General features: G+C 41.0%; 20 protein-coding genes and 1 tRNA gene. 11 read left to right on the plus strand and 10 right to left on the minus strand.

What is annotated here, in order from left to right; translation table 11 throughout:
• Positions 1 to 8 precede the first annotated feature (8 nt).
• Positions 9 to 1166: a hypothetical protein gene (locus AC13FX_RS10255; RefSeq protein WP_482880477.1), complete on the minus strand. Its 1158-nt coding sequence runs from the start codon at positions 1164 to 1166 to the stop codon at positions 9 to 11.
• 316 nt (positions 1167 to 1482) lie between these two features.
• Here AC13FX_RS10255 and AC13FX_RS10260 point away from each other — a divergent pair, with 316 nt between their 5' ends.
• Positions 1483 to 3114 carry a M1 family metallopeptidase gene (locus AC13FX_RS10260; RefSeq protein ID WP_482881665.1) on the plus strand — a complete coding sequence of 544 codons (1632 nt, stop codon included), beginning with the start codon at positions 1483 to 1485 and terminating at the stop codon, positions 3112 to 3114.
• On the opposite strand, the gene AC13FX_RS10265 is transcribed toward AC13FX_RS10260, so the two are convergent.
• Both AC13FX_RS10265 and AC13FX_RS10270 read right to left on the minus strand, forming a co-directional pair.
• Positions 3103 to 3735 (minus strand): class I SAM-dependent methyltransferase, encoded by a 633-nt coding sequence (locus AC13FX_RS10265; RefSeq protein WP_482880478.1) that lies wholly within the window; start codon positions 3733 to 3735, stop codon positions 3103 to 3105. The two genes, AC13FX_RS10260 and AC13FX_RS10265, sit on opposite strands and share 12 nt — an antisense overlap.
• A 51-nt stretch (positions 3736 to 3786) precedes the next feature.
• On the minus strand, positions 3787 to 4542 hold the full coding sequence (locus AC13FX_RS10270; protein ID WP_482880480.1) for an MBL fold metallo-hydrolase: 756 nt from the start codon (positions 4540 to 4542) through the stop codon (positions 3787 to 3789).
• Positions 4543 to 4724: 182 nt separating this feature from the next.
• Between AC13FX_RS10270 and AC13FX_RS10275 the strand changes: the two genes are divergently transcribed.
• Positions 4725 to 5609 carry a glycine betaine ABC transporter substrate-binding protein gene (locus AC13FX_RS10275; RefSeq protein WP_482880482.1) on the plus strand — a complete coding sequence of 295 codons (885 nt, stop codon included), beginning with the start codon at positions 4725 to 4727 and terminating at the stop codon, positions 5607 to 5609.
• Positions 5610 to 5671: 62 nt separating this feature from the next.
• Here the strand turns inward: AC13FX_RS10275 and AC13FX_RS10280 are convergent, their stop codons facing one another.
• Genes AC13FX_RS10280 through AC13FX_RS10295 form a run of 4 tightly spaced genes read right to left on the minus strand, consistent with a single transcriptional unit; the run spans position 5672 to position 7223 of the window.
• Complete coding sequence (locus AC13FX_RS10280) at positions 5672 to 6613, minus strand: alpha/beta hydrolase (RefSeq protein WP_482880483.1); 942 nt, start codon at positions 6611 to 6613, stop codon at positions 5672 to 5674.
• Entirely contained in the window at positions 6610 to 6804 is a 195-nt protein-coding gene (locus AC13FX_RS10285) for a YwbE family protein (RefSeq protein WP_482880485.1), read from the minus strand. The genes AC13FX_RS10280 and AC13FX_RS10285 overlap by 4 nt, the downstream gene beginning before the upstream one ends.
• Entirely contained in the window at positions 6804 to 6968 is a 165-nt protein-coding gene (locus tag AC13FX_RS10290; protein ID WP_482880486.1) for a DUF1801 domain-containing protein, read from the minus strand. The genes AC13FX_RS10285 and AC13FX_RS10290 overlap by 1 nt, the downstream gene beginning before the upstream one ends.
• Before the next feature lie 3 nt (positions 6969 to 6971).
• Positions 6972 to 7223 carry a hypothetical protein gene (locus tag AC13FX_RS10295; protein WP_482880488.1) on the minus strand — a complete coding sequence of 84 codons (252 nt, stop codon included), beginning with the start codon at positions 7221 to 7223 and terminating at the stop codon, positions 6972 to 6974.
• A gap of 69 nt (positions 7224 to 7292) precedes the next feature.
• Here AC13FX_RS10295 and AC13FX_RS10300 point away from each other — a divergent pair, with 69 nt between their 5' ends.
• The 7 genes from AC13FX_RS10300 to AC13FX_RS10330 all read left to right on the plus strand — a co-directional run bounded on the left by AC13FX_RS10300 (position 7293) and on the right by AC13FX_RS10330 (position 15834).
• On the plus strand, positions 7293 to 8528 hold the full coding sequence (locus tag AC13FX_RS10300) for an Nramp family divalent metal transporter (RefSeq protein WP_482880490.1): 1236 nt from the start codon (positions 7293 to 7295) through the stop codon (positions 8526 to 8528).
• A 2-nt stretch (positions 8529 to 8530) separates the two neighbouring features.
• On the plus strand, positions 8531 to 9286 hold the full coding sequence (locus AC13FX_RS10305) for a 5-oxoprolinase subunit PxpA (RefSeq protein ID WP_482880491.1): 756 nt from the start codon (positions 8531 to 8533) through the stop codon (positions 9284 to 9286).
• Positions 9261 to 9965: a 5-oxoprolinase subunit PxpB gene (pxpB, locus tag AC13FX_RS10310; RefSeq protein ID WP_482880492.1), complete on the plus strand. Its 705-nt coding sequence runs from the start codon at positions 9261 to 9263 to the stop codon at positions 9963 to 9965. The genes AC13FX_RS10305 and pxpB overlap by 26 nt, the downstream gene beginning before the upstream one ends.
• A complete protein-coding gene (locus AC13FX_RS10315) occupies positions 9962 to 10900 on the plus strand; it encodes a 5-oxoprolinase subunit C family protein (protein WP_482880494.1) in 939 nt (312 codons plus the stop codon). Before pxpB ends, AC13FX_RS10315 begins: the two co-directional genes overlap by 4 nt.
• A gap of 67 nt (positions 10901 to 10967) precedes the next feature.
• Positions 10968 to 12614: a T9SS type A sorting domain-containing protein gene (locus AC13FX_RS10320; protein WP_482880496.1), complete on the plus strand. Its 1647-nt coding sequence runs from the start codon at positions 10968 to 10970 to the stop codon at positions 12612 to 12614.
• Positions 12615 to 12659: 45 nt separating this feature from the next.
• A complete protein-coding gene (locus AC13FX_RS10325) occupies positions 12660 to 14540 on the plus strand; it encodes a histidine kinase dimerization/phosphoacceptor domain -containing protein (protein ID WP_482880498.1) in 1881 nt (626 codons plus the stop codon).
• A 544-nt stretch (positions 14541 to 15084) separates the two neighbouring features.
• Positions 15085 to 15834: a hypothetical protein gene (locus tag AC13FX_RS10330; RefSeq protein WP_482880499.1), complete on the plus strand. Its 750-nt coding sequence runs from the start codon at positions 15085 to 15087 to the stop codon at positions 15832 to 15834.
• A gap of 66 nt (positions 15835 to 15900) precedes the next feature.
• Here the strand turns inward: AC13FX_RS10330 and AC13FX_RS10335 are convergent, their stop codons facing one another.
• From AC13FX_RS10335 to AC13FX_RS10345, 3 genes are all read right to left on the minus strand, one after another.
• Positions 15901 to 16800 (minus strand): hypothetical protein, encoded by a 900-nt coding sequence (locus AC13FX_RS10335; protein WP_482880500.1) that lies wholly within the window; start codon positions 16798 to 16800, stop codon positions 15901 to 15903.
• A 106-nt stretch (positions 16801 to 16906) separates the two neighbouring features.
• Positions 16907 to 16990, minus strand: a tRNA-Leu gene (locus AC13FX_RS10340).
• A 65-nt stretch (positions 16991 to 17055) separates the two neighbouring features.
• Entirely contained in the window at positions 17056 to 17862 is an 807-nt protein-coding gene (locus AC13FX_RS10345; RefSeq protein WP_482880501.1) for a dienelactone hydrolase family protein, read from the minus strand.
• A 206-nt stretch (positions 17863 to 18068) separates the two neighbouring features.
• Here AC13FX_RS10345 and gatB point away from each other — a divergent pair, with 206 nt between their 5' ends.
• Together gatB and AC13FX_RS10355 are read left to right on the plus strand one after the other, a co-directional pair.
• Positions 18069 to 19517, plus strand: a complete 1449-nt coding sequence (gene gatB / locus AC13FX_RS10350; RefSeq protein WP_482880502.1) for an Asp-tRNA(Asn)/Glu-tRNA(Gln) amidotransferase subunit GatB — start codon at positions 18069 to 18071, stop codon at positions 19515 to 19517.
• Between the two features lie 21 nt (positions 19518 to 19538).
• Positions 19539 to 20903, plus strand: a complete 1365-nt coding sequence (locus AC13FX_RS10355) for a TlpA family protein disulfide reductase (protein ID WP_482880503.1) — start codon at positions 19539 to 19541, stop codon at positions 20901 to 20903.
• Positions 20904 to 20910: the final 7 nt, after the last annotated feature.

The following is a 20910-nucleotide window of genomic DNA, read 5'->3' on the forward strand; positions in this document are numbered from 1 at the left end:
GAATGTATTTAGAAGTAGTACCCAATATTTATATTGAAGCGGGTATTCCAGCGGGCATCATTTAAACCCTGACCAAGTCCCTGGCCAAAGCTTTCTGTTAACCAGGGGTGGTTGCTACCTCGGGCAATATCAAAATAAGTATATACATTTCCGGCAGACAGGAGAAAACCGATCACATTTTGATGAGCATCATTGAAGCCGTCAATATGTTTTTGAAAGTAGGTGTAATCGTTATAAAAATTTAAATTGGTGATGGGCCCCCAATCTACATCATAACTGTAACTCAGTCCCGCAGAATACATGCTCATTTCTGTAGCAACAGGATATGGTGAGCCATAGGCACCCATTTGCACGGCATCAATTGACTGCCCGGTATCATTCTGAGCATCCATACCAAAATTGGTGTACTGTCCCTTGAAATTCCAGTTACCATAATTAATATCAGTATGGGCAGCGACAGCGTAACGACTACTGTTTTCGTTCAGTGCTTGATTCCAGATCTGTCCAACTTCACCGCTAAAACCAAGTTGCACATTACCATTGGTGATCTCAAATGTTCTGGTAGTTCGTATATTCAGCTGATTTCTTTCATAATTAGACTGATTACCGGTAGGTACAATGTCATAGGAGTAGCGACCGGAACCTCCGAATCCAAATGATCCTGATCCTCCTGCAGGGCCAGCGGGCTCAGGCTGAAAAAAGTAGGCAGCCATGATATCCCATTTTTCAGCTGTGTGAGTAAATTTGATACCCATGTCGTGATCATCCTCAAGGCCTACGTAATAAGGTCCCTGAAACCACCAGTTATGTGAATTGTACTGAAGATTCCCAAAGGGTACCTGAGTGACACCGATCTGAATATTATTCTTTTCATCAAAATCGTATCCTAACCAACCCTGTTTTACAAAATGAGTGTTGAAGGTAGGGTAGAACCGGTATTCAAAATTCAGTTTAACCCCATTTTTCTCAGCATTTACGTTGATCCTCCAGGTATCCCAGGTAAACTGGCCGTCATTATTATCTATGGTGTCGTCTTCATAATCGGTCAAAATAACGTTATAGCGAAGGGCTCCGCCAATGCTTAATGAAGTTTCATCATCCTGTGCAAATATATAGGCAGGGATCAGTAAGAATAGTGAGGTAATGAAGAGTGTAAGTTTTTTCATTTTTTCTGTGACTTTGAATGTTACAGTTAATGTTAATTAAACCTGAAAACTCTCCTTGATAGCTAATGGAGGAGAACACCGTGAAATGCAGCGTTTATTTCACTTTGAATTATGTGTTTTTAAATATTCTCGTACATTCTACTTGCTTCGAAATATAATGAAGTAGAGTAGGCTTATAAAATTTGTCTCTATCTTAACTAATTAGAAAAATATACTTATGCAGATGTTTAAGTATAACAGAAACATGTTAAATCGTTCTATGAATTACTTATTCAGCTATCTAATAAAAATTACACCCATTAAGTTCAGAATGATCATGGTTATTCTATTGACATTACCAATACTGGGGTTAGGTGAAGTCTATGGGCAGGAATTATTTACCCGACAGGATACGCTTAGGGGCAGTGTTACAGAAGAAAGAGCGTGGTGGGACTTGAACTATTATCACCTTGAGGTGCAGGTTAATATTTCAGATAGTACCATTACAGGAAAGAACTTGATCCGGTATACTGTTCTTGATCAGGGGAAAACCATGCAGATCGATCTGCAGGCGCCACTTGAAATAACGGGTATAGAGCAAGATGGGAATAGGTTGGATTTCACCAGGAAGGGGAGTGCTTTTTTTGTGAAATTGAATACTGTGCAAAAAGCAGGGGAGGTAAAAGAGGTATTGGTAAAGTATGCAGGTAAACCTATAGTAGCGGATAACCCGCCCTGGGATGGTGGTTTTACGTGGACTAAGGACAGTAATGGGAAGCCATTTGTTGCTACCTCCAATCAGGGCATTGGGTCGAGTGTGTGGTGGCCAAATAAGGACCACCCATATGATGAACCGGATAGCATGAGGATCAGTATCACGACTCCTGGCGACCTCATGGATGTATCAAATGGCAGGTTGGAAAGTGTCGATGAACATAGAAACGGAACTAAAACCTGGAATTGGTTTGTGAGTAACCCGATCAACAACTACGGGGTTAATATCAACATCGGGGATTACGTGCACTTTGGTGAAATCTATGACGGTGAAAAGGGCAAACTCACTCTGGATTACTACGTACTGCGAGAGAATGAAGAAAAGGCCCGGGAACAGTTCAAACAGGTTAAACCCATGATGGAGGCTTTCGAATATTGGTTTGGACCCTATCCCTTTTATGAAGATGGATATAAACTGGTGGAAGCACCGTATCTGGGAATGGAACACCAGAGTTCAGTAACCTATGGCAATGGATATGAGAATGGGTACCGGGGAAGAGATCTGAGTGGTTCAGGATGGGGATTGAAATTTGATTTCATCATTATTCACGAAACCGGTCACGAGTGGTTCGCTAATAATATTACCTATGCAGATGTAGCTGATATGTGGATTCATGAAGGCTTCACCAATTATTCCGAGAGCCTGTATCTGGATTATCATTTCGGAACTCAGGCTGCCAATGAATATGTACAGGGCTTGAGATTAGGTATCCTGAATGACCGACCGCTGATGGGGACACATGGGGTTTATCATCGTGGTTCAGGAGATATGTACAATAAAGGCGGAAATCTATTGCATACTCTTCGCCAGGTTGCTGATGACGATTCCCTTTGGAGAGCAACACTGCGAGGGTTGAATCGGGAGTTTTACCATCAAACTGTACATTCCAAACAAGTTGAAAGATTCATCAGTGAGAGTTTTGGAAGGGACCTTACGAGAGTTTTTGATCAATACCTGCGTGACACTCGAATACCAACTTTGGAGTATGCGTTTCGTGATGGAAGACTGACATTCCGATGGGGAAATACGGTAGAAGGCTTTGACCTGCCGATTGATGTCGAAATAAACGGATTGGAAACCCGGATCTTCCCGACTACTTCATGGAAGTGGGTTGATGTTGAATCTGCTGATAGAAACAGTCTAACAGTTGATCCCAACTATTATGTTGGCAGCTTTAATTTGTTAGGTAAATAGAGAAATGTGACGTCCGTCTAATTCCAGTTTACTGAAACCGAATGTTTCTTTTATCCACCTGAATGTTTCCGGATGATAGAAGAATACATGAGTTTCATCACTTTTATAGTACCAGGCATGAAAATCAGTGTCTTCTGTATAAAGATCCGTTTTTAGGAATAAAGCACCACCGTCATTCAGCATATTCCTAAGCCGTTCGAATTCCATGTGCGGATCGTGGAAATGCTCGATCACCTCACAACTTACGATATAGTCGAATTTTTGATCAAAAACGGATCTGTTATCATCAAAAAACGGATCATAAGTAATAATATCATAACCTTCATCGGTCAGCATTTTTGTGATCACCGGACCGGTACCTGCTCCGAAATCGAGTCCTTTGTGGTGAGGGCTAAAAGATTCCAGCACTTTATCTACCAAAGGAGATACAAACTCCTGATAGCGTGGGTCTTCCACATCATTATCATGACTTTCATATCTGTGTACTTCTTCTTTTGGGGTGGGAAAGTTCTTTTCATCCATCAAAACCGCTTCACAATTCGGACAGTGATGATAAGATCGGTCTTCCTTCTCGTAATAGTAGAACGATCTCAGTTTTGCAGAACAAAGCGTGCACTTCATACCTGATTTTTTATTTTAAAGGTATGATTTAAAACTAAGAGTTGTGAATCATTACTGTTCGGGGTACCAGTTTTTGAGACGAACATCTATATCTTTTCCTTCCCAATCCACCACTTCTTTGAAGCGTTCGATATCCTGTCCTCTATGATGGTAGGGGTAAATTACCCTGGGTTCAAAATCCAGAACTCCACTTGCAGCCTGGTAGATGTCCATGGTATAAGGGAGATTCATGCAGACGAAGGCTATGTCAATATTTTCAAGCTGGCGCATTTCAGGGATATCTTCTGTATCACCGGAAATATATATTCTTTTTTCACCCATGGTAACTACATAGCCATTTCCCCAACCTTTAGTGTGGCGGGCACCATCATTTGGCAGATTATACATTGGAACTGCCATAACCTCGATCCCATTTTCAGTATGGGACTCACCGTTGGCAAGTACAATGATTTGCCCTGAATATTCTTCAGGCATTTGATCGGCCACAACTTGAGGAACTATGAACGTTGTACTTTTAGTATCCAGAGAAGCAAGGGTTTCTGGACTCAGATGGTCACCATGTGGGTGAGTGATCAGGATCCATTCAGGAGCCGGCTTTCCTTCATATAGATCTGCGGAACCCCATGGGTCTATGTACACATTCATATCATTCCATTCAAAGATCACGCTACCGTGAAGTATTGGATGAACCTTCAAGTCTCCATTGGTTGTGGTAAAAGTGTCAGGCTCATTATTGAGCTGAGCAAAAGCTGATGAAGAGGTAAGCAGTAAGAAAAAGGTTAGAATTACAGCAACAGATCTAAGCATTGTAGGATATTTTATTGGGTTTGATTAAGTAACCGAATCGTAATTTGAAACATTCATTTTCTGAAGCTATAAAATATACTCAGATCCTCATTGGATTAATAAGAATGCCTGACTTTACATTCTCTGTGTTTCCACTATATTAGAGATATAATTAGTTGTTTTATCACCACAAAGGAGAAATTATGAGACATCATACAGGGAGATATTTTCCGGCATGTATAGCTTTGGTCATGGTAATTATGACTGCTTGTGGAAATGTGACAGAAAAGCAAGATAAGAAGGAGATCAGGATGGTATATGCTGATTGGTCGGAGGGGGTAGCTATGACTCATCTGGCAGCTGAATTACTGGAATCAGAGTTAGGGTATGTAGTTGAAACCAAGATGACTGATATCGAGTCTGTTTTTCGTGAGATCGAAAGTGGTCAATATGATCTCTTTGTGGATGCCTGGTTACCTGAAACTCACGGAACGTATATGGAAACTTATGGGGCTGAGCTTGAAAAGATTGGTGTAAATGTTGAGACTGTAAGAACGGGATTAATGGTACCGGAATACGTCGAGGCCCGGTCTGTAAGTGAGCTGGATGAAGAAGTGGATCAGATCATCGGTATTGGAAGTGGTGCAGGTATCATGGAGGCTGCAAGGAATGCTTTAGACAGTTACGAACTTTCAGCCGAATTGATAGAGGGAAGCGAACAGGCCATGACAGATACATTAGGTCAGGCAATAAAAAGAAGATTACCAATTGTAGTTACAGGTTGGACACCTCATTGGATCGCAAATCGGTATGAACTTAGGTTTCTTGAAGATCCTGAAAATATATTCGGTGAAGCTGAACAGATACATACCCTTGGCAGGAACGGTTTCTCAAAAGAATATCCAAGAGCCGCTACATTCTTTGATCGATTTAAGCTTACAAATCAACAGCTGGAGACCCTGATGGATGAGTTACAAACTTTTCCTAATAATGAACGAAGGGCGGTGCAAAACTGGATACGAGACAATGAATTTGTCGTAAACCAATGGGTCAAAGAATTACAACCGGTTCGTGAAAAGGTCATGTAAGAGCAAAAATTAGATGAAATTCTACCTGTGTGATTATTTGTGAAACAGTTAGGTTCTTTAGCTTATTCTGAAGTAACAGGATCAGTAATGCGAAGCCAATCAAAGGTTTTGTTGAATGCCTCTTCACGAACCTTCGGCTGAGATAAGTAAATGTCATGTATGGCATCGTCAATAGCTAACAGGGAAACATCCGGGCCTAGTTTTACGCCGTATTTACGAATATGCTTAACATCCAATACCATATCAGAACGTTTTAGTATATCTCTCCACTTATCAGGCCTTGAGGATCTTTCGGCATGAAGTATGAGGATGGGAACATCAATACTTGAGTGTTTCCGGATCTTTTTCTGTGCTCGATTTACAGCATATATCCATTTAAAATAGGCCGGGAATCCACTCATGGGTTTCCATTCTTTGTTGTAATCCCATTCTCCATACTTTGATCTTGATATACTTGCGCCGTATAAATGAGAAAAAGGTTTTTTTCGTGCAGCAAAAGGAAAAATGGCAGAAACCGGTCCTGCAAGTGGAAGAAGGAACAGCCGCTGAAAAAGATTGACGTTGAAATCCAGAAAGGGAGAGTTTAGAATGAGCCGGTCAAAATTTTGCCGATATTTTCCAATGTTTAGATAGACTGAGGCAATAAGACCACCCGTAGAATGGCCTAATAATATGATCTTGTGTTCAATTTGTTTCTGAATGAACTCAACTGATCGATTGATTTCCTCAAAATATTCTGTGATAGATCTGCAGTAGTTCGGGTGCTGATGTGATAGCAATGATCTGCCGTATTTTCTGAGATCCAGGGCGTAGAAATTATACCCGTTCTGATTGAATTGTTCGGCAACATGAGTTTGAAAAAAATAATCGTTGAAGCCGTGAAGATATAATACCGGTTTGTTTCCCGGTGTATTATTCGGTGACTCGATAAGTGTGGCAATAACGCGTCCTTCATAATCATCCTCGAGTTCAAGGGTAGTGGTATTGAAATCAGTAATAGTCATAAGATCTCTTTAACACGTCCTATTTGTCCATCTTCCAGTCTGACCTTGATGCCGTGTGGATGAGTGGTACTGTTGGTCAAAATATCCCGGACAATGCCATAAGTGATCTTACCTGAACGCTGATCCTTTTTTAATACAATGCCTACCCTTAATCCCTGTTTGACCTGTATTCTCTCAGTTCCCTGTGCCATTATTGATTGTATTTTTTATTCATATAGTTAACGGAAGACCGAATAAGCTCTTCCAATATATCGATATCAATATCACTTAGTCGTTTAATATATAAACATGATTTTCCGGTTTTATGTTTACCAAGCTGTTCCATCAATGTGTCATACTGCTTAAATCCGGCCATGATTTACAGAGAGATCTGTTGTTTTCGGTTCGAATACCCGGTAATGAACCAATCGCCTTCTCGACCGCTTTCATATTTATAGTGATAGCTTCCAAAGCCAACGATGCTGTCGCCCCACATAAAACCATTATTTCCGGTAATATCTGCCATCAGATCATGGATCCTGGTGCAGTCCTCTTTACGCTGAGGGTCTTCAATGGCGTTTAGATACGCAGTAACACTTTGATCACTCTTTTTGGTTTTCAGTTCAGCCATCACATCTTTTTAAAATTATTACGTTGTCCAGGTTTGGGATTTTAGTTGTTACATACTATATACTCAAGCATGAATAATCCACTAAAAAAATACTTTGGTCCAAGTACCTTAGTTGCTGCTGCATTTATTGGCCCCGGAACCGTAACCGTATGTACCCTGGCTGGAGTGAGGTCGGGTTATATGTTACTGTGGGCCCTTGTTTTTTCGATCATTGCGACCATAACCCTTCAGGAAATGACAGGTCGTCTTGGTATTGTTACCCGCAAAGGTTTCGGTGAAGCGATTCGGGAACAGCTCGGTCATCCAATATTAAGGGTCATGGGGATCCTGTTGGTGATGAGTGCTATTGTTATTGGTAATATTGCCTATGAAGGAGGGAATATTTCAGGTGCAGTTTTAGGATGGGAAGAATTTTTTATAGGATTGGATCTTACGATCAATGGTTTGCAACTCAGGCTGACTTCTTTATTGATCGGAGCGGTAGCATTCATTCTGTTGTTCTCTGGAAATTTTAAACGCATAGTGAATGTGATGACCATACTGGTTGGCATCATGAGTATCGTTTTTGTGACCACGGCTATCGTCATTAGTCCGGATATCTCGGCAATTCTAAAAGGTATGTTCATCCCCCAGGCTTCTGCTGACGAATTCCTGACGGTCATTGCGTTGATTGGCACTACAGTTGTTCCATATAATTTATTTTTGCATGCTTCAACAGTTCAGGAACGTTATTCAGGTTATACTGAGCTTTCAGACATGCGCAAAGAAAATGCGGTTGGAATAATCTTAGGAGGTTTGATCTCCATTTGTGTTGTGATAACAAGTGCAGCAGCAGCAAATGGCAGTTTAGAGGAAGTTAACAGTGCGGCTGACATGGCCCGGCAACTTGAACCATTACTGGGCAGTTGGGCTAAAACCTTTATGGGAATTGGATTGTTTGCAGCAGGGATCACGTCTGCCGTCACAGCACCGCTTGCAGCAGCTTATGCCACTAAAGGACTTTTAGGTTGGAAGGGTGATTTAAAGGATACCAAATTTCGATTTATCTGGATACTGGTACTTTTTACCGGTGTTGTATTTTCAGCTATCAGCTACGATCCTGTGAAATTGATCGAATTTGCACAGGTGGCAAATGGGATAACCCTGCCGGTTATTGCAATATTTTTATTGTATATCATGAATAAACCGCTGCTTTTGGGAAGCAGCCGTAATAGCCTGCGACAGAATGTACTGGGAGTAGTTGTAATTCTGGTTACTTTACTTGTAGGTTTCAGAAGCTTGAATTCTGTTCTTAATATTTTGTGATCATGATTACGAAGTTAGATCTTAATTGCGACCTCGGTGAATTCTATGGTATGTATGATGAGAAGCGTGACTCCGCCATTATGCCATACATCACAAGTTGTAATATTGCCTGTGGTTTTCATTCCGGTGACCCGGTTGCGATATCAAAAACCATCCGACTTGCGAAAAAGAACCATGTGGCAATAGGAGCCCATCCATCCTATCCTGACCTTCAGGGATTTGGCCGCAGAGTGATGAACCTGACAATGGATGAATTGGAAGCCTGTGTTCTTTATCAGATATCTGCGTTAAAGGGTATGGTGGAGGCTTTGGGATCAGAGTTACATCATGTAAAACCGCATGGAGCTCTCTATAATTTCGCTTCCACGGATGAGGAAACAGCTGTTGGTGTTGTAAAGGCAGTGGTTCAGGTAAAAAAAGATATGATATTATATGCGCCGGAAGGTTCAGTTCTTAAAGAAGTAGCTGAAAACGCGGGGTTGAAGGTTAAGAACGAGGTCTTTGCAGATCGAAGTTATGAGGATGATCTTTCCCTAAGGTCAAGAAAATTGGAAGGGGCCGTTTTGACTGATTCTGATCTGGTCTTAAAGCAACTTAAAGGTTTTCTTGAGGGCAATGTGACTACCTATGATGGCCTGGAGTTGCCAATATCAGCCGATACACTTTGTTTACATAGTGATACGGATGGTGCTACAGAACTGGCTAAGGACATTCACGATTTTTTGAAAGACCATGGGATCGAGATCACTGCAGATTGATAACACCAACTGGAAAATCAGTACCCTGGGGGAAAGTGCGCTTGTCTTTGAACCTGTATCAAATGATCCAGAGCTTTCCATAATCCATAGAGTTTGCAGCCTTTTAGAAAGATCAGGTCTGGATGGACTTACAGATGTTTTTCCCACCTATAAATGTGTTGCATTACTATTTGAAGAACCGGTTTATAATACGGATGTAATTATAGCTCAGCTTAAAGACCTCTTCGATAATGCCGGTAATTACGAACCGAGACATAAGACCATTCACGTACCGGTTTGTTATGAGCTTGGGCTGGATTGGGAGGAAGTTGAATCATATACCGGATTACAACAGGAGGAGATCATTCGTTTACATACCGAACAAAGTTATACGGTAGCCATGATGGGTTTTATTCCGGGATTTCTTTACCTGGAGGGTTTGAATCAAAAAATCAGGTGTCCCAGAAAGAGCGAGCCGAGGACCAAAGTACCCGAGGGGGCTGTTGGAATAGGCGGTGATCAAACAGGGATCTATTCGCTCGAAAGTCCCGGTGGCTGGCAGATCCTTGGCAGAACACCATTGACATTCTTTAATCGCAAAAAAGATCCGCCTGTGACGGTTGATCTGGGAGATAAGGTCATATTTGATCCAATAAGTAAAGAGGAGTTCAAAAGTATGGTAAAGGGTACAGACTCATGATCACTACTCTCAAAGTAATTGATCCGGGTTTATTAACTACTATACAGGATGTTCCCGGAAGAAAAGGATTGCGAAAGTTCGGGATTCCGGTCTGTGGTGCTATGGACACTCACTGTGCTGAGTTGGCTAACTGGCTGGTTGACAACAGAACTGAAAGTCCATTATTTGAAATAATGTTTGGGAACTGTGAATTCGAGTTTTTACAAGAAACAGTAATAGGTATAACCGGCGGTGAGACTAAAGTATCGATCGGTGACCGTTCAGTTCAGCAAAATCAAAGGGTTAAAGTACGCAAGGGGGAACGCCTCAAAATTGGAAGGGTAACCAAAGGGGTACGTATTTATCTTGCAATTTCAGGAACATGGAAGTTGGATAAAAGTTTCGGCAGTTTTTCGACGTATCGCACAGCAGGATTGGGTGAACCTGAAGGAAGGGAACTTAAAAGAGGTGACAGAATAGAAGTGAATGTTTCCGGAGTAAATAATTCGCAAAAAGCGGTGCCTGAAAAACTGATACCGCACTTCAGTCAGCATCAGAAGATCAGGGTAATGGCCGGACCTGAATGGAACCTGATCAGCAAAGAAGAGCAAAGGTTTATACTCAAAAACAGGTTTGGGATCTCAAGCTCAAGTAATCGTATGGGCATCCGGTTACAAAACAAAAAAACTCTGAAAATTAAAGACTCAAATTTTAGCTCGGCTCCGGTGGTTCCGGGAATAATTCAGTTACCACCCGGAGGACAGCCGATCATATTAATGAATGATGCACAATCTGTAGGGGGTTATCCCAGACTTTTAAAGGTTGCGGATGCCGATCTATGGAGGTTAGGACAAGTGTGGCAGGGAAACGAAATAAGTTTTAGTTTAATTGAAAGGAGAGATGCCCTTGAGTTGTTTGATTATTATAGAGAATTAAGAGCATCCCATCTTACATAAACTTATTTAATCATCGGATCCCGTGAGCGATACAACGTGCTGCCGGTGAACCAACAGACTATTTATTATGAAAAGACAGATACTATCATTTTGTACAGTAATGGGATATTTGCTCATTGCATCACTATCTGCGGCTGCGCAATCAAATAACTCTGAACCAGCTCCACTTCATCGCTTGGCACCCGAACAGGATCAGATCTGTACCTTTGAGCCGACTTTCAGAGATGTGTTTTTCTATCGAGGTGTGGAAGATTTTCGTAAAAAGGGAGACTCTCGTGCAAAGACAGCCTCAATTCAGGTTGATTATGTCGGAAGCTGGCCTCAGCAAGCCCGAACTGCGTTTGAATATGCTATGACGATCTGGGAATCTCACATAGATTCTGAAATACCGATTAAAATTGAGGCAAACTGGACAGCTTTAGAGGGTAATACCCTTGGCAGTGCAGGTCCAACACTTATATATCCTATCAATGATGTTTGGTACCCTATTGCACAGGCAAGTGCAATTGAGGGTGAGGACCTCTTATCTGGGAATCAGTTTGGGGTAGAGTATGATATAGTAGTCAATATGAACTCATCGTTCGGCTCCTGGTATTATGAAACGGATGCGAATCCACCCGGCGGATCGATCGATTTTGTGACCGTGGTGATACATGAGATCGGACATGGTCTTGGATTTACAGGCTCTATGAGTGGTGATCCTGATACACAAGTTGCACAGTGGGGGCTGGGTGATCCGGTACTTCCATTTGTGTATGATACTTTTATTGAAGATGGATTCAGTCAGTCTGTGATCGATGAAAATGTATATCCTAATCCATCCAATGCTTTGTATAATGCTGTCACCGGAAACAATGGCGGTTTGTTTTTTATTGGTGAACAGGCTAACGAAGCTTATGAAAACCTACCGGTGCCAATATATGCTCCACAGACCTGGCAGGGTGGTTCCAGTTACTCTCACCTTGACCTTGATACTTTTACAAATACTGAGAATGCCCTGATGCGCCCTCAGATCGATAACGCCTTTGCCATTCACTCACCTGGTCCCATTATGTGTGGGATCTTTGCGGATGCCGGTTGGCCACTTGGTGGGGGTTGTTTTGCACTTCTGGGAGCAACCTCGATTGTTGAAGTAGATGATTCTGAGATAGACTTTGGGGTTACCAATGTGAATGAGCGGCTTGATACCACCATTGTGATCACTAATAATATCAATTCAGAAAATGCGCTGGTGGGCCGGGTTGAGTTATCATCAGGTACCGGATCCTACTCGCTGAACAGCAGTACGATCTTTTTGAATATTGAACCGGGTCAGAGTCAGGAGATCCTGGTGAGATATCGCCCACGGTTTGCTCAGAACAATTCGGGTGAGATCCGCATTTCCCATAATGGTGTAAACATTCCCAGTCCAATTCTTATCCCACTTAATGGCGATGCCCTGGAAGAGAACAGGCCCGTGGAACTGGAGCAGAATTATCCCAACCCATTTAATGCTTCCACTAATATACCCTATAAACTGCCTCAGAACTCCTATGTTAAACTTGAAGTCTTTGATATGCTTGGCAAATTAGTTGAAACCATTGTTGATGAGAATCAAAGTCGGGGACGTTACATACAGCGTGTACAGGCCGATGATTGGGCGAGTGGTGTATACATTTACCGCATAATTGTTGAAGGCAGAGTGGAAACAGGTAAATTAATGTTGGTAAAATAGTTAACAGAATGCTATTGTTGGGCATCATTAAATGCCGGTTATTCCTTGAATATTTCAGATCTGAAATACAGACTACTTCTTGCAATATTGGTTGGCGCATTGTTCAGCACCGGGGTTATACTGTTATGGTATGCGAACGATAAGGAGCAGCGTAGATCAAGAGCGAATGCGGTAAATGATACCGGTCAGCTTATCACCCAACAATTCCAGAACCGGGTGCTAGAGTCCATTGAGACCTTGCAAAATCTTAAAAGCCGGATAGAGGTTACGGATGGAGGTTACTTCGATCATTGGGAGTTTGATGCTTCTATGACCATAGAACAGGATCCTGCTTTTCTCCTGGTAGAGTGGATCGACAGGGATATGATCATCCAGCGGATCGAGCCGGAAAAAGGAAATGAAAATGCGGTCGGCCTGGATATTTCCGAGTTGGATTACCGGCGCTCAGACTGGCAATCTGCAAGGGATGACTCGTTGATCAATCTCACGCATTGGCTGGAGCTGGTTCAGGGGCCAAATGCTTTCCTGGTGGATGCACCGGTCTACTATCAGGGGGAATTCAGGGGGACAATTACAGCAGCTCTCAATTTCAAAGAGCGCTTTGATGCTATCATGCAGAGTCTTGACCAATACCATGTACAGCTTCAGGATGAATTCGGCAAGACATTCTATCAGTTTGGTGATGAAAACTATGTTGAGAATGGATCCTATAAGGAGGTCATCAATTTTGCTCCCGAGCAGATCAATTCCGGTAGTTGGAAGATTACGGTCACGTCCAGTTATTCTTCATTATCTGACAACGCCCAAAATGGATTGATTCTTAATTTAATTCTTGGATTGATCCTCAGCCTTATCACTGGTTTTCTGGTATTTTATGTATTAACGGCTAATTCTGCGCGTATCAATGCCAAATCGGCCAACCAAAAGATCAGGGCGCTGATCGAAAATTCACCAATGGCCATATACTCCATCAATCGTGAAGGGGTCATTACTGATTTTTGGAATGATGCAGCTGAAAAGTTACTGGGGTGGAAAAGGGAGGAGGTTATCGGCCGTTTCTTGCCGCATGTTTCTAAAGATACCAAAGCTGAGTTCGATAAATTAATGGCACAACGTGAAAAAGAAGGCAATCTGGTTAATAAGGAAGTAGTTCGAAGCCGAAAAGATGGAAGTGATGTACATCTGAGTCTCAATATTGGACAAATGGTTTCTGACTCCCATTCAGATAAACAAATGCTGGTAATTTTAGAGGATAGAACACAGGTAAGAGAATATCAGAAAAAGCTTGAGAGTTCTATTGCTGAGAAGGAAGTTCTCTTATCAGAAGTTCATCACAGGGTAAAGAACAATCTTGCGATCATAACGGGTCTAATAGAATTACAAAAAGCGGGTATAGAGGATGAGGGCCTGAATATTATTCTAAAAGAAACACAAAACAGGATCTATTCGATTGCTTCTGTTCACGAATTGTTATACAACACTGACAGCTTCATTGAGGTATCATTTGAAGAGTACGGCGAGAAACTTATCGAACGCATTAGGGAAATGTTCACGTCATCAAGTCAAAAGGTTGAGATCATTCACGAGTTTGAGACCAAAGATATAAATATCAATCAGGCCATTCCTCTGGGACTCTTATTAAATGAACTTATTACTAATTCTTTTAAACATGCTTTTGGCGGAAGAGATAAAGGAACTATTTATATTGGTGTACATGAAAAAAACGGTATCATTGACTTAGAGTACCGGGACAATGGGGTCGGATTTGATATTAAAAAATTTGAGGAGTCAAACACACTTGGTGTAACACTCATCAAAACTTTGATCACACAGCTGGATGCTGAACTTGAAATTGATGCTACTGATAAATTTCAACTAAAGCTGCGTTTCAGGAAAAATGAAAAGGGTGCTCACTCAAGTTTGTAGACTGCCGCAGATCAATAGCTACAACTGAGTGCAAATGGATCCGGCTGTGTGGGGTATTTCATTACAAAGAAAGAAATACCTGACCTATAGAGCTAAATCTATTATTTGGTTAAGCTATAGAAGCAACGTTAACTAGTATATAATACGTTTTATAGAAAACCCAAGAAGTGTAACAAGAGAACCGTTTGTCCAAGCTACCCATTACTGTTGAAAAATGGATCCGTTACTTTGGGTTTTCTTTTAAAACAGGTTAGCCCTCGTCCATAGATAAAAAAAAGCTCCATAAGAAAATCTTACAGAGCTTAGTACCCGAGAGAGAAATATCATATTGTTATGAGCTTATCTAAAAAGATTGAAAATACGTGTATATAACACCAATAGAGTAAAGAAAAGCAGCTACAAAATAGCGTCAAATTACATTATTTGTTTTATCCTTGTTTCACCAATGTTCTGCCTCAAAGAATAGGAAAACATAGTGCTGAGAATTTGTAGGAAGTCTTTAATATATTTAAGTCACATAATAACAAAAACGTAAGGGGATAATATGAAAGTTGGCTTATATGTATTAATTGGGGTTATTGTATTTTCGGGCTGTCAAGAAACTGAAACTGAATATGAAGTTGAGACAAGAAATGAGCTATCCTCAATCATTAGAGTAATAGATAATACTCACAAGAATATTTATGAGAGTAGAGACCAAGTTGGCCGATTATCCCTAATGAGCTCTAATGAATTTTACAACCAGCAATCTCTTAGGTTTCAAAATCTAAGTGAAGATTTAGCGGCAGCACCTAATGCAGAAAAATTTGACACTTTAAGGCAGTATTTAGATGATATAATTAGTCTTTCAAATGAATATGTGTATTCTAAAAAAGGTTTATTCCAGAATACACTTGATTTAAATAACTCATATAAAAGTTATCAAGATAATCTTTCTGATTTAACAGAAAATACGATCGAACTTGATGATGATTTAACGAATTCATACATCAGGAATAGGTTAAATCAAAACTACCTTGCTATGATTGAAGATTCTTCAAACTTCTACTCTGATAAGGAATCAGTTAAAGATGAAATAGAGCAGTATCAATCTACAGAAAACAAACTGACATCTACTGCGAGTGAATTAAACGATGTTCTAAGAGGATTTTCATTTAGAGATACACTCAGCTTTCATAAGAATCATGTGTTTAAAGACTCGTTAATTAGTGAGATTTGGACCCGATTATCTAATACTGATCTTCAACCCAATCAAGATATGAAAACCACATTTAATACGATTTTGGTTGATTAGGTTAACCTAAATAAACTGTCAGATTTCATCGTGACTACTTCAATATTAACCGCACTAAAAGGGAGATTAGTTAGTATCTACTTTAGTTACTACCGTACCAATTTTCCGAAATTTGTAGATTGCTTTTGCTTTCGCACAAAATCTACTGTCAGCACTAATTAGCTGGTTGCAGTAGGCACCATAACCAATATGGCTACCGTCGCTCAGAATACCGTGAATGGCTCTTTCTTTATTTTGTCCCTTGTCTGGTCTAAACCCTAATCTATTTAAAAGATTGTGGCAGGCGACGATGCCCAAATATTCTGAAATGGTTTCCCCATCTTTTGATTCAAAACCAAAATATTGTTCTGGTGTTGTTTCTACATTAGTATCTTTTATCAGCTCCCAAATTTCCTCGATTGAATTATCAGAATCTTCAAATTGGGTAATGTGAGTGGTACCGAGTGCTTCTCTTTGAGTTGCTAAATCATCTACATCCCCTAAAAACTCAGTAAAGGAATCATTTAGAAGTGGTTTTAGAGCTGATAATATTTCTTTCAATTCTGATTTTAAATGGCTGTCTTTTGGGATCAAATCAAAAATTTGCTTCTCCAATCTTTCAGGCCAATTCTCAATAGATTCGAAATTGTCTGCCCCAGCTGTATTAATGATTAAATCAGTCCAGAGTGATTTATCAATCGAAGTGTTACTGTTATTTTCTAAGTAGTCCTCATACCTTTCTTTTGGTGACGAATAATCCTCAAAAAACACTTTACCAGTTTGTTGAAAGTTTACATCATGCTCTATTCGAATTAGCTTTGCTTCTAATTCTTCTAAAACCTCTAAGAATTCTGATTTGTTGCCTCTCTTGATTTCATTAAAATGTTCGTGTGAGTAGATCCATTCGTAATTACTTATATCGTTCTCAATAGAGATAACTCCGTCATATAAGTCACTTATGATATTTTGGTCTAAATAAACTTTCATCAGGTGAAATCGCTGTGTTTGTTTTACCGATGTTTTATCTAGAGTAAAAAAAGAAAAAGCTAAGTAATTGCAAAACAAATGTTTAATGCAATACTTAGCTTTTTTGTACCCGAGAGAGGACTTGAACCTCCACGCCCGTAAGGGCATACGCACCTGAAGCGCACGCGTCTACCAATTCCGCCACTCGGGCATCAGAATGCAGAAACCAAAGTTAAGAAGATTTTAGGGCTAAATCATCATATAAATTAAGCTGTATCAAAGATTTTTTAGCAGTGATACAAGTTGCTCCCATGAAGCATTTCGGGCCATTACATTAGGGTCGTCTGTTGAGGCTTCAGGATCATCGCCACGGCGCATGAAAGCATGTCCGGCTCCTTCATAGATCTCGTATTCATAGGTCTTTCCAAATTGATCCATAGCTTGTTCAGAACCTTCTATGGTTGAGTTTACCCGTTCGTCATTTCCACCATAAAAACCATAGACAGGAACCTCAATGCTTTGGTAGGATTCAGCTTCTGAAGGTCCGGTTCCGTAAAATACGAATGCAGCATCTATCATATCACCGGCATTAGTAGCAAACCGGAAGGATTGAGATCCGCCCCAACAGAAACCTGCCACAGCTATCTGTCCATTTCCGGCCGAAATGGATTTAGCGTATTCAAGAACATTCATGAGATCGGCAGTGACATGATCGGGATTCAAGTCATAGATAGCCTGTCGGGCAGCATCAGAGTTTTTGAAGTCGTTCGTTTTTTCGATACCCTCAACGGTATTTGATATAAGATCCGGAGCAATGGCAATAAAACCTTTTTCTGCCAGCTGGTCAGTAAAGCTTCTTGCCCAATCGTTAAGCCCACGATTTTCATGGATCACTATCACAACAGGAGCCGATTCAGATGACTCAGGATAGGCCACAAAATTGTGAAGGGTTCTGTCATTGGACTCAATAGTCACCCATTCGTGATGACGTGACGAGTTTTCCAGCTGATCGACTGCATAGCTTTGAGAAAAGGCTGATGAGGCAGTTAATGCTATGAAAAGAAAGGAAACTAGGTATCTCATTGGATTGAATTTGATTGATGTGTTAAATAATAAACCCCAAAATACATTGATTCATTTCCACTTCAGTTGTTACAAGTAAGAACAAAATTGTTGATCCAAACCCAATGAGCCATTTAAACGGATTAATTAACCTAAGAAACATTCCAAACTGTCACGCAACTTTAATATCTTCCATGCTCAGTAAATCTTGACCGAAACAGATCTGAATGAGCACGATTGATCACGAGAAATACGAGGCTGTGATCGGCCTTGAAGTTCATGCACAGTTACTTACCGAAAGTAAGGCCTTTGCACCGGTTAAACCGGAATATGGCGCAGCGCCAAATACGCAGGTTACCCCTTTGTGCCTTGGGCACCCGGGTACACTCCCGGTGGTAAATGAAAACCTGGTGCGCTATATCATAAAGATGGGGCTTGCCACCAACTGTGATGTAGCTGAAAAGTCCATCTTTGCCAGGAAAAATTATTTCTACCCCGATCTTCCCAAGGGATATCAGATTTCCCAGTTTGATACACCGATCTGCTTTGGTGGTTTTGTTGATATCCAGTTAGAAGAATATGACAAACGTATTGGTATTACCCGTATCCATATGGAAGAGGATGCCGGGAAATCAATTCATGATCAGGATCCATATAATACCCTGGTTGACCTGAACCGTGCCGGCACACCACTGATCGAGATCGTTTCAGAACCGGATCTGCGTACTCCGCAGGAAGCCTATGCATATTTGTCCAAGATCAAACAGATCGTCCAGTATCTGGAGATCTGTGATGGAAATATGGAAGAGGGTAGCCTTCGTTGCGACGCTAATGTGTCTGTGCGTCCCAGGGGACAAAAAGAGTTTGGGACACGAACTGAACTCAAGAATATGAACTCGTTCCGTAATGTGGAGCGTGCCATCCAATATGAGATCTACCGACAGATCGAGCTGATAGAGGATGGAGGAGAAGTGGTTCAGCAGACACGGCTTTGGGATACCTCAAAAATGCAGAGTCGTCCCATGCGTTCCAAAGAAGAGGCACATGATTATCGTTATTTTCCTGAACCGGACCTTCCTCCCATACGAGTCACAGAACAAATGCTCGATGAGATTAGAGAGGATCTGCCGGAACTTGCGGATGTTCGTCGTAAGCGGTTTATTGAAGACTACGAAATGAGCATGGATGATGCTGTTACTATTACTGACAGCAGGTATCTGGCTGATTATTATGAAGACGTTGTGGAATTTTTGGGTAATCCAAAATCAGCATCAAATATTGTTCTCAGTGAAGTACTTAGGGTATTGAACGAAAGAAGTATTGATATCAGGGAATTTCCCATCTCAGCAGAAAGGATATCAAAACTGGTGATGCTTAAAGAAGACGATAAGATAAACTCATCAGCTATGCAGGATATCTTCAATGAAATGTTAAGCAAAGACATTGATCCGGAAGTGCTTGCAAAAGAGATGAACCTCATACAGGTTTCTGATTCAGGATTTCTTGAGCCTATCGTAGATGAGATCATTGAAAACAACCCGGATGAAGTACAGCGCTTTAAGGAAGGAAAAAAACAACTTATCGGATTTTTTATTGGTCAGGCTATGAAAGCCTCTCAGGGTAAAGCAAATCCGAAACTGGTTAAAGATCTAATCAATAAAAAGCTAAACGACTGATAACCCAGTCTCTCTACTCTTATGAAAAAAATTACGCTATTAGCTGCATCTACTGTATTGCTACTCACTGTTGCGTGTTCTAACACATCTGAAAATCAAAAAACTGTGGTAACAGGGTCTATCACGGTTGCAGATACTATTGACAGCAGCGGAGATTTCTCAGGCATCGGTGTGACCATCGTAAAGAGGGATTCATCCAATGCCCCCATCGATACTTTGTTTCGTGCTATCACAGATGGATCCGGTAAGTTTGAAGGAGTAGCTACTTTTCCGGGTAAAAACTATTATCCACTTATTATCAGCCGAAATGATGCCGATATTGCTTCTTTTAACGTGATCCTTGCGGAAAATGATTCGCTCAGGATCAATGCTCAGCTTCCTGATATCCGGGAAACGTTAACTCTGGATTCAAGAGAGCATGAAGCTATGAATACACTGAACCGGGTAGACCGGAATTTTCAGCGAGTGAGTGCCTTTATACTCGGTGGGGCTGTTCCTGATTCTCAGATCGTTGATGAGACCAGGAAGTGGTCAGAATTATACTGGCAGGTTTTTGAGGGTCATGAAAATACAATGGCGTCTTATCTGGCTGCCGAACAATCTGCTGAATTATTGAGCAATTGGGATCCTGAAGCAATGCTGGCTCGGATCGATGAGGCTTTACCCGCTGATTATATGTTTTCTGTTGCCCTGAAACTGGGGAAACCATATATCGCACAAAATGAGGGATTTGATGCTGCATCCGGTTATCTGGATTCACTTATTCAGATCTCAGAGAATGAAGAAGTGACTGAATTCATAAAGAGAGATAAAATTCAGATGTACTTTGACAGTTCGCGGATCGGAGAAGCAAAAGATCTGTTGGATGGTTACGAACAGGATTACTCCAACAGCCCATCTTCAAAGAAATGGATCCGGCGCATCAGATATGACCTTAATTATCTTGCTCCTGGCGTAACGGCTCCAGATTTTTCCTTTATTACCATGGAAGGTGATACAGTAAACAATCAGCGACTGAAAGGAAGTACCTATATTATTGAGATCTCGCCACTTGCAAATTTTGAATATCAGAATGACTATGACCGGACGATGGTCATCAGTGAGATCTACAAGAATTACGGACTGCAAATATATACCATACCCCTGGATCAAAGTGAAGTGACGGTCAATGCTTTTTTTGAAGAACGACGTAAAGCTTGGCCGGTCGCAAAACTTGGGTCTTTTGATGTTCAGAATGTTATTCAGAAATTTAATGTGGTTCAGGTTCCAACCCGAATTCTAATTGATGAGAATGGGGTAGTGATCCGGAAATATGAGAGAAACGAATTTTCTGATGTCATACAGGGCTTGAATCGTGCATTCAGTGAATCTAACTCACCTAGTTAATTTTTAA

Source organism: Gracilimonas sp. B-17, from assembly GCF_056857935.1.

What these genes read in the sequence shown, in the direction of transcription:
- pxpB (WP_482880492.1), top strand. Translation starts at nt 9,261, where the DNA reads ATGGGATCGAGATCACTGCAGATTGATAACACCAACTGGAAAATCAGT.
- AC13FX_RS10335 (WP_482880500.1), bottom strand. Translation starts at nt 16,800, where the DNA reads ATGAAAGTTTATTTAGACCAAAATATCATAAGTGACTTATATGACGGA.
- AC13FX_RS10300 (WP_482880490.1), top strand. Translation starts at nt 7,293, where the DNA reads ATGAATAATCCACTAAAAAAATACTTTGGTCCAAGTACCTTAGTTGCT.
- AC13FX_RS10330 (WP_482880499.1), top strand. Translation starts at nt 15,085, where the DNA reads ATGAAAGTTGGCTTATATGTATTAATTGGGGTTATTGTATTTTCGGGC.
- AC13FX_RS10255 (WP_482880477.1), bottom strand. Translation starts at nt 1,166, where the DNA reads ATGAAAAAACTTACACTCTTCATTACCTCACTATTCTTACTGATCCCT.
- AC13FX_RS10265 (WP_482880478.1), bottom strand. Translation starts at nt 3,735, where the DNA reads ATGAAGTGCACGCTTTGTTCTGCAAAACTGAGATCGTTCTACTATTAC.
- AC13FX_RS10345 (WP_482880501.1), bottom strand. Translation starts at nt 17,862, where the DNA reads ATGAGATACCTAGTTTCCTTTCTTTTCATAGCATTAACTGCCTCATCA.
- AC13FX_RS10260 (WP_482881665.1), top strand. Translation starts at nt 1,483, where the DNA reads ATGGTTATTCTATTGACATTACCAATACTGGGGTTAGGTGAAGTCTAT.
- AC13FX_RS10270 (WP_482880480.1), bottom strand. Translation starts at nt 4,542, where the DNA reads ATGCTTAGATCTGTTGCTGTAATTCTAACCTTTTTCTTACTGCTTACC.
- AC13FX_RS10285 (WP_482880485.1), bottom strand. Translation starts at nt 6,804, where the DNA reads ATGGCACAGGGAACTGAGAGAATACAGGTCAAACAGGGATTAAGGGTA.
- AC13FX_RS10355 (WP_482880503.1), top strand. Translation starts at nt 19,539, where the DNA reads ATGAAAAAAATTACGCTATTAGCTGCATCTACTGTATTGCTACTCACT.
- AC13FX_RS10280 (WP_482880483.1), bottom strand. Translation starts at nt 6,613, where the DNA reads ATGACTATTACTGATTTCAATACCACTACCCTTGAACTCGAGGATGAT.
- AC13FX_RS10315 (WP_482880494.1), top strand. Translation starts at nt 9,962, where the DNA reads ATGATCACTACTCTCAAAGTAATTGATCCGGGTTTATTAACTACTATA.
- AC13FX_RS10295 (WP_482880488.1), bottom strand. Translation starts at nt 7,223, where the DNA reads ATGGCTGAACTGAAAACCAAAAAGAGTGATCAAAGTGTTACTGCGTAT.
- AC13FX_RS10305 (WP_482880491.1), top strand. Translation starts at nt 8,531, where the DNA reads ATGATTACGAAGTTAGATCTTAATTGCGACCTCGGTGAATTCTATGGT.
- AC13FX_RS10320 (WP_482880496.1), top strand. Translation starts at nt 10,968, where the DNA reads ATGAAAAGACAGATACTATCATTTTGTACAGTAATGGGATATTTGCTC.
- AC13FX_RS10290 (WP_482880486.1), bottom strand. Translation starts at nt 6,968, where the DNA reads ATGGCCGGATTTAAGCAGTATGACACATTGATGGAACAGCTTGGTAAA.
- AC13FX_RS10275 (WP_482880482.1), top strand. Translation starts at nt 4,725, where the DNA reads ATGAGACATCATACAGGGAGATATTTTCCGGCATGTATAGCTTTGGTC.
- gatB (WP_482880502.1), top strand. Translation starts at nt 18,069, where the DNA reads ATGAGCACGATTGATCACGAGAAATACGAGGCTGTGATCGGCCTTGAA.